The sequence below is a fragment of the Haloparvum sedimenti genome, assembly GCF_001462205.1.
GTDB classification, from domain to species: Archaea; Halobacteriota; Halobacteria; order Halobacteriales; family Haloferacaceae; genus Haloparvum; species Haloparvum sedimenti.
The window spans coordinates 1-1,103 of sequence record NZ_LKIR01000077.1 but is presented as its reverse complement, the minus strand read 5'-3'; the positions used below and the strand labels follow the sequence as shown (position 1 = coordinate 1,103).

Below are 1,103 nucleotides of genomic sequence, written 5' to 3'. Positions count from 1 at the left end.
CGGTCGCCACACGGAGTAGAAGGAACCACGGTACGCAGGTTGTCTACGATGTTGCAAGATCCGTGCTGGCGGTCGCCGGCGTTGGGAGGACCGATCCTGAAGTCGTTCGTGTGTGACGGTAACGGCTTCGTGTCTCTCGGGAGCGTGGAACCGTCCCGGCTGGGAGTCATCCGCGATTGATCCTATCCGCTTGCTGGTATCCCTTCACTCATTTGGATTGACGGGTCCTTTGTACTTCGACTTCACTTGGTCTCCTTCCCTCCATTGCCAGTAGTAGTAGCGGTTGTCGTTGATCTCTTTGATCGTGAGGGTTGCTCTCGATGGGACGCCTTCGGGGAGGTCGTCCACCTCTTCGTCGACCGTGTCTTCGTCGGATTCCTCTCCGGCACGATCTTCCTCCTCACGAGACTCCGCGAGGTCTTCGGCGTACGTCGCGATCTGCCGGAGTACCTCTGGCGAACAGTCGTCGAGTGTCTCGACGACATCGGAGGGGAGGTCCTCGGGAGGTGTTGGGTGGCTGTCGGACATCGACACTTTGTGTTAACCAACAAAGGCGCCCACAAGCATAGCTGTGTTGGTTAAGATTGTTGTGAGAACGCTCCGAACTCGGTCCCACGGTCGTCTCCAGGGATCGCGGCCGGCCGCGGCCGGCGCCGACCGCGGGCCGGTCCTACTCGTCGTCTTTGGGCTCTCTATCGACAACGTGGACCTCGACGTGATCTTCCGGACAGCCGACTTCGTGTTCCCCGCCAACGGCGCCGCAGACGGGACACTCCTCACGGCGCATGTACCGCTCAAGGTCGTACCTGAGACGGCTCACTGTCCGTTCTCCTCGCTTCCGTCGTGCTCGCGGCCCGCTGCGTGCCGGCCGGTGGACCGGTTCTCACTCTCCAACGCTGCCCCATACTGGACATCCGCACGCTCGGCCGCGTTCGTGTTGGTCCGGAGCCAGGTGCGAGCCTCCGCGACGGCTGCCTCGATCTGCATCGTGTCCCAGTGGTCGCCCCACGTGGGCGCATCCGGCACGACGAGTTCACACAGCTCCGCGAGCCGTTCGCGAGCACGTTGATCGATAGAGTGGCTGAGCACGCCGCGTTGTTCGT

At 62.2% G+C, this 1,103-nt stretch carries 2 protein-coding genes and 1 pseudogene; all 3 read right to left on the bottom strand.

The features are described from left to right. Positions 1–204: 204 nt before the first annotated feature. Positions 205–528 carry a hypothetical protein gene (locus AN233_RS05270; protein ID WP_058365796.1) on the bottom strand — a complete coding sequence of 108 codons (324 nt, stop codon included), beginning with the start codon at positions 526–528 and terminating at the stop codon, positions 205–207. Positions 529–670: 142 nt separating this feature from the next. Continuing rightward, positions 671–820, bottom strand: a complete 150-nt coding sequence (locus tag AN233_RS17190; protein WP_176696645.1) for a hypothetical protein — start codon at positions 818–820, stop codon at positions 671–673. Continuing rightward, positions 817–1,103 (bottom strand): annotated as a pseudogene (locus AN233_RS17185) (hypothetical protein); the annotation flags it as partial. The pseudogene AN233_RS17185 and the gene AN233_RS17190, both read right to left, overlap by 4 nt.

Coding starts and splice junctions, on each gene's coding strand:
- AN233_RS05270 (WP_058365796.1), bottom strand. CDS start 528: ATGTCCGACAGCCACCCAACACCTCCCGAGGACCTCCCCTCCGATGTC.